General features: G+C 69.7%; 6 protein-coding genes. 2 read left to right on the top strand and 4 right to left on the bottom strand.

Annotated elements, in window-relative coordinates; all coding sequences use genetic code 11:
- The coding region (locus VB777_RS07020; protein ID WP_323247958.1) for a response regulator at positions 1 to 744 on the top strand (744 nt) is incomplete at its 5' end.
- On the opposite strand, the gene VB777_RS07015 is transcribed toward VB777_RS07020, so the two are convergent.
- From VB777_RS07015 to VB777_RS07005, 3 genes are read right to left on the bottom strand one after another with little or no spacing between them, the layout of a single operon-like run.
- Entirely contained in the window at positions 741 to 2,849 is a 2,109-nt protein-coding gene (locus tag VB777_RS07015; protein ID WP_323247955.1) for a hybrid sensor histidine kinase/response regulator, read from the bottom strand. The genes VB777_RS07020 and VB777_RS07015 overlap by 4 nt on opposite strands.
- Positions 2,846 to 4,483, bottom strand: coding sequence for a diguanylate cyclase (locus VB777_RS07010; protein ID WP_323247953.1), 1,638 nt, complete (start codon positions 4,481 to 4,483; stop codon positions 2,846 to 2,848). Before VB777_RS07010 ends, VB777_RS07015 begins: the two co-directional genes overlap by 4 nt.
- Positions 4,480 to 5,217, bottom strand: a complete 738-nt coding sequence (locus VB777_RS07005; protein WP_323247951.1) for a phosphoribosyltransferase — start codon at positions 5,215 to 5,217, stop codon at positions 4,480 to 4,482. Before VB777_RS07005 ends, VB777_RS07010 begins: the two co-directional genes overlap by 4 nt.
- A gap of 93 nt (positions 5,218 to 5,310) precedes the next feature.
- On the opposite strand from VB777_RS07005, the gene gap reads away from it, so the two are divergent.
- Positions 5,311 to 6,309, top strand: a complete 999-nt coding sequence (gene gap, locus VB777_RS07000; RefSeq protein WP_197158300.1) for a type I glyceraldehyde-3-phosphate dehydrogenase — start codon at positions 5,311 to 5,313, stop codon at positions 6,307 to 6,309.
- A gap of 27 nt (positions 6,310 to 6,336) precedes the next feature.
- Here the strand turns inward: gap and VB777_RS06995 are convergent.
- A partial coding sequence (locus tag VB777_RS06995) for a hypothetical protein (protein WP_323247949.1) occupies positions 6,337 to 6,517 on the bottom strand: 181 nt, incomplete at its 5' end.

Here is a 6,517-nt window from a genome sequence, read left to right as displayed (position 1 = left end):
GCGGCCCTGGCCCTGCTCCACCGCGATGACCCGCAGCAGCCGCCACCGCAGCTGGTGCTGCTGGATCGGGCGGCAGGGGCCGAAGCGATTCGCCAGGCCTGCGGTGAGCCGCCGCCGCGGATCCTGCGGATCCTGCTGATCGTGAGGGCTGGCCAGAGCCTGGCCCTGGAGGCCTCCGGCCTGCCCGCAGGCGTGGATGGCGTGCTCGACCAGCCGATCACCGCCACGGCACTGGCGGCGGCCCTGTCCGGCTTCGAGGACCCCCTCGGGGCCGAGAAGGGCACGACGGAATCTGCGGCCGACCCTGGCAGAGCCGGCGCAACAGCAGACGAGACTGCAGCCGCCCAGAAGCCCCTGGAGGGCCTGCATCTGCTGGTGGTGGATGACAACCGGCTCAACCGCCACCTGGCCGAGCGGATCTTCAGCAACGAGGGGGCCAGCATCAGCCAGGCGGAGGGGGGCCAGCAGGCCCTCGACTGGCTGGCGGCCCACCCCGGCAGCGCCGATCTGGTGCTGATGGATCTGCAGATGCCAGGCCTGGATGGCTGCGCTGCCACCCGGCAGATCCGGGCTCAGGAGAGCCTGGCCCACCTGCCGGTGGTGGCCCTCAGCGCCGGGGCCACCACCGGGCAGCGGCAGGCTGCCCTGGAGGCGGGCATGGACGCCTTTCTGACCAAGCCGTTCGACGTGGCCGAGGCCATCGCCCTGATCCGCCGGCTCTGCGGCCGGCGCAGACAGCGCTAAGGCAGCGGTTCCGGGGTGGGCGCCCAGCGCCGGATCGCTTCCACCAGGGCCTCGCGCTGCACCGGCTTGGTGAGGAAGTCGCTCATGCCGGCGGCCAGGCACTCCTGCTGATCGGAGGCGGCGGCATTGGCCGTCACCGCGATGATCGGAATCGGAGCCCGGCCCAGCCGGGCCTCCCGCTCCCGGATCTCACGGGCCGCCGTGAGGCCGTCCATCTCGGGCATCTGGCAGTCCATCAGGATCAGATCCCAGCGGCCCTCCTCCCAGCCCTCGAGGGCCTCGCGGCCCGTGCGGGCCCGCCCCACGGCCGAGGCGGCCCCCGCGAGCATGCGCTCGAGGATGCGCTGGTTGAGCAGGTTGTCTTCGGCGATCAGCACCCGCACCGCCGCCGCCAGCGGGGCGGCCGGTGCGGCCACCACCTCGGGGGGCGCCTCCACCGCCGGCAGGGGCAGCTCCACCCGCAGGGTGGTGCCGCGGTCGGGGATGCTCTCCAGGGCGATCGTGCCCCCCATCAGGTCCACCAGCCGCCGGCAGACGGCCAGCCCCAGGCCCGTACCGCCATAGCGGCGCACGGTGGAGGAATCCGCCTGCCGGAAGGGCTCGAACAGATCGGCCTGGCTCTCGAGCGGGATGCCGATGCCGGTATCGATCACCTCGAGGCGGTAGGTGCGGCCATCGCCGTGCTGCCGCACCCGGATCGAGCCGCCCGCCGGGGTGAACTTCACCGCATTGCCGAGCAGGTTGGAGAGCACCTGCCGCAGCCGGGCCGGATCCCCCAGCAGCCAGGCGGGCAGGCTCTCGCCGCTCTCGAGCTCCAGGCTCACCCCCTCGGCCAGGCTGGGGCGGAAGAGCTCGACCACCTGGCTGAGCAGGCTGCGGGGCTGGAACGGAACCGGTTCGAGCTCCAGCCGGCCGGCCTCGATGCGGGAGAAATCCAGCAGGTCGTTGAGCAGCACCAGCAGGCCGTCGCCGCTGGAGCGGATCGCCCCCACCAGTTCGTCCTGCTCGGCCGTGAGCGGCGAGGCGGAGAGCAGCTGGGCGGCGCCGAGCACCCCGTTGAGGGGCGTGCGGATCTCATGGCTCATGTTGGCCAGGAATTCCGATTTGGCCAAGGAGCCCGCCTCGGCCCGCTCCTTGGCCTCGATCAGATCAAGCGCCTGCCGATCGCGCTCCACCTCCACCCTTCGTTTCTGCTGCTCGATCGCGCCGAGCAGCATCGCCGTGAGCGACTCCACCGCCAGGAAGACCTGCAGGGAGAGCATGCGGTCGTTGAGGGCGGCGAAGCCGGCGAAGGGTCCAAGGCCGCGCAGGGTGGGCACGGTGGCCGTCAGGGCCACCAGCACCACCTGCAACGCCACCACCCGGGCGGAGCAGCGCAGGGCACCCCAGAGCAGGGGCACGAAACAGAGATAGGTGCCGCTCAGCTGGCGTGCTGCGGAGTCGGACACCCCGCCGAAGATGGCAAGGGCCACCAGAACGGTGCAGGCCAGCACCATCGCCTTCTCCCAGCGACCGGCTCGGAAGCGGGTCCCCTGCAGGCGCGGATCGGGCCGGGCGAGGATCAGCGGCGCCACCAGGATCCCCCCCACCCAGTCCCCGCGGGCCCAGGTGGTGGCCACGTCCTGCCAGAACCCAGCAGGGACCGCCCCGAACAGCACCAGGGCCGTGGCTCCCGCGGTTGCCGCCACGGCCGCCTGGATCCCGGCCGCAGCCGCCAGGGCCAGGTAGTCGAGCGGGCGATCGATGCGGGTGCCGATGCCGCAGCGGCGCAGGAAGAGCAGGGCGAGCAGCAACCCCGCGGTGGCACCCGCCGCCGGCAGAGAGGCGATGGTGAGGGGCACCACACGGCCGTACACGGTGTTGCCCAGCAGCCAGGCCTTGATCTGGGGTCCGGCGGAGAACACCAGGAGCTGGGCCGCAAACACCCCGGCAGCCACGACCAGGCGCTTCCCCCTGCAGCGCAGGCCGAGGCCCAGGGCGAGCCCGGCCGGCAACCAGAGCGGCGAAACGGTGGATCCCACGAACACCAGGCTCTGGCTGAACAGGCCAGTGGCCCCGTAGGCCAGGAACACACACAGCGCCAGGACAAAGGCAGCTGGATTCATGGGGCCTCCTCCTGGGCAGGCGCGGCGCACACCACCCGGTTCCGCCCGGCCTGCTTGGCGCTGTAGAGCGCGGCATCGGCCCGGGCGAGAAACTCCTGGGTCGATTCCCCTGGCTGGAGCAGCGCCACACCGATGCTCAGGGTGACGCTCAGAGTGCCCTGTTCGAACGGAATCGGCTCGGCCATCTGCCGGCGCATCTTGTCGGCCAAGGCCACCACCATCGACTCCGGTGGCACGTCATCCGCCGCCCCCAGCCCCTCCAGCACCACCACCAGCTCGTCGCCGCCGAAACGGGCGGCCAGATCGCTCTGACGAATGGCGCTGCGCAGCCGGTGAGCCACCACCTGCAGCACCGCGTCACCGGCGGCATGGCCCTGGCCGTCGTTGATCGCCTTGAAGTGATCGATGTCGCAGAACAGCACGGCCAGCGGCAGATCGGAATGGCGCCGGCCCTCCTCCAGGGCCGACAGGCGCTCCTCCAGAGCACGGCGGTTGAGCAGTCCGGTGAGGGGATCGAGCCGGGCCATTGTCGTGAGTTCGGCCTCGAGCTCCACCTGCTGGGTCACGTCGATGATCTGGACGACCATTTCCACCGCCGCGTTGTCAGCCGCGCGGCGGGCGGAGAGTGAGAGATCACCCCAGATGACGCTGCCGTCCTGATGGAGATAACGCTTGCGCACCCGATAGATGGTGCGGGATCCGGCCAACACCTCCTTGGTATGGGCCTGATTCATGGCCAGATCGTCGGGGTGGGTGAGGGTCTGCCAGCTGACCCCGAGGAGCTCCTGCTCGGAACGTCCGAAAAAGTGACACAGTGCCGGATTCACCGTCAGGAACCTGCCCAGGCGCGATTCGCACAGGCCCATGCCGATCGGAGACACCGCGATCATGTCCTCCAGGGCCTGACGAGCCAGCTGCTCCGGGCGCATGTCGCGCCAGCTGCCCACGATGCTCGTCACCAGACCAGACCCGGAACGCAAGCCCCGGCCTGTCACAGCCACACTGCGGTAATGGCCCTGGCGGCAACGGACACGCAGGTCGAAGTGGTTGGCTTCGCCTCGCCGAAAGGAGGCATCGGCTTCGCGCAGCCTGTCGATGTCATCGGGGTGAACGAACTGCCCGAAGGGCCTGCCGATCAGATCCCGGGGCCGCCAGCCGGTGAGGGCATGCACGGAACTCGACACCCACTCGGTCACCCCCTGCGGCGAGGCCGAGAACACCACATCGGAGGCGTACTCGGCCATCAGGCGATAGGAACGTTCCAGCTGCAGCCGTTCGCGGGTCAGCGCCAGGGCCAGCATCACGACCATGGCCATGGCCAGAATCCGCACCCAATACAAGGGGCTGGTCTGGAGGCCCTGGAGGGCACCAATGGCCAGAGCCATCAGCACGGCCACCACTCCCATGGCCAGGGTGTGCCGGAGAGAAAGCAGCCCCGCGGCCAGCAGGACCGGCATCAGGTAAAAACTGGCCAGCGGGATCTGGGGCGGCGTGGCCAGGTCCAGCAGGCCGATCCCCAGCAGCAGCAGCCAGAGGGTGACCGGTGCGCTGAACAACCGAGCCCAGGGGATAGCGCGACGGCTCCCTGTCATTCGCACCCCCTTCTCCTCAGCCTCACTCTCCAGCTTGGTCAACGCTCACCCTCCAGGCCAGGGAGCCGCTGGAACGGTTGCAGCAGCTCCAGCACCTGCGGGTCCGTGAGCTGCTCGAACCGCTCGAACCACAGACCCACCGCCAGCAGGTCGTCCACCACCGCCAGGGCTTCAAAACGATCGAGCTGACGCTTCAGATCGATCGCCACGGCCCGGTCCACCACCGGAACCGCCAGGGTGAGGGAAGCCGGCTGCAGCTGGCGCAACGAACGCAGGGCCGCCTGCACGGTCATGCCGGTGGCGATGCCGTCGTCCACCACGATCAGGTGGCGGCCCCGGAACGCTCCGGGCTCCGGATCGCCGAACAGCCGCTGGCGCCGGGCCAGCTCCCGCTCCTGCTCCTGCAGCCAACCCAGCTGGCGGGCGGCGGCAGCCTGGCCGCTGGCCTCGACGCCATCGCGCCACACCACCACCCCAGCGGCTGCCATCCCACCGCCTGTCATCCCACGGCCCACCTTCACAGACGCAGCCACAGGGCCGGCCGCGACGGCGCCGATCGCCACCTCCGGATCGGCCGGATCCGCCACCTTGCGCACCGACCAGGTGCGGAGAGGCAACTGGAGCCGGTCCGCCATCGCCGCCGCCACGGGGACACCGCCGCGAGGCAATGCCAGCAGCAGGCTGGCTGGCTGGCAGGGCGATGCCAGGCCAAAACGCTCCGCCAACGCCAGCCCCGCCTGGCGGCGATCGAACCAGAGCGGTGGATCGAAAGACACGGTCGATCCAAGCAGGCAACGGAGGAGCAAGACAACCTCCCGGCCGCTGCATAGGGTGAAACGGCATGCATCCCAGGGAAGGGACGAACGCTCATGGCCATCAGGATCGGCATCAACGGCTTCGGCAGGATCGGGCGTCTGGTATTTCGCCGCGCCTGCCAGCTCGATGACGTGGAGGTGGTGGCGATCAACGACCTGATCGATGTGAACTACATCGCCTACATGCTTCGTTACGACTCCACCCACGGCCGCTTCGGCGGATCGGTGGAGGTACAGAACGGCCAGCTGGTGGTGGATGGCAAGGCGATCCGCATCACCGCCGAGCGCGATCCCGCCAACCTGCGCTGGAGCGAGGTGGGTGCCGACTACGTGCTCGAATCCACCGGCTTCTTCCTCACCGATGAGGCCGCCCGCGCCCACCTGCGCGCCGGCGCCAGGCGGGTGGTGCTGTCTGCCCCGTCGAAAGACGACACGCCGATGTTCGTGATGGGGGTGAACCACACCACCTACGCGGGCCAGGAGATCGTGTCGAACGCCTCCTGCACCACCAACTGCCTGGCGCCCCTGGCCAAGGTGATCCACGACAACTTCGGCATCGCCGCCGGGTTGATGACCACGGTGCACGCCACCACCGCCACCCAGAAAACGGTGGACGGCCCCTCGGTGAAGGACTGGCGGGGCGGCCGCGGCGCCGGCCAGAACATCATTCCCTCCTCCACCGGTGCCGCCAAGGCGGTGGGCCGGGTGATCCCGGCCTTGAACGGCAAGCTCACCGGCATGGCCTTCCGGGTGCCCACCCCGAACGTGTCGGTGGTGGACCTCACCGTGAACCTGGAGCGGCCCGCCAGCTACGACAGCATCAAAGCGGCCGTGAAGGCCGCCTCGGAAGGGGAGCTGGCCGGCATCCTCGGCTACACGGAGGATGAGGTGGTGTCCACGGATTTCCTGGGGCAGTCGTGCACGTCGATCTTCGATGCCAAGGCCGGCATCCCCCTCACCGATACCTTCGTGAAGCTGGTGAGCTGGTACGACAACGAGTGGGGCTATTCCTGCAAGTGCCTCGACCTGATGCGCCACATGGCCACGGTGTGAGGGGGCCAGGCTCCTGACGGTGTGAGGTCAGGGCGGGTCGGTGAGGAACCACTGCTGCACCAGGCCTGGATCACCGCTGCTGGCATCCCCGCCGGCGGTGATCACGGCCAGGTAGTGCCCGGCGGCATTCACCCAGAGAAAGCGGCAGAAGCCCTGCCCCGTGCTGGAACAACCCCAGGCCTCGGGATGGTCGCGGCAGCGCCGGTCG

Origin of the sequence: Synechococcus sp. CCY9202 (assembly GCF_034931685.1) — a bacterium.
Taxonomy (GTDB): domain Bacteria; phylum Cyanobacteriota; class Cyanobacteriia; order PCC-6307; family Cyanobiaceae; genus CBW1002.
The sequence above is the reverse complement of the archived record's forward strand: the minus strand, read 5'-3'. Positions and strand labels throughout refer to the sequence as shown.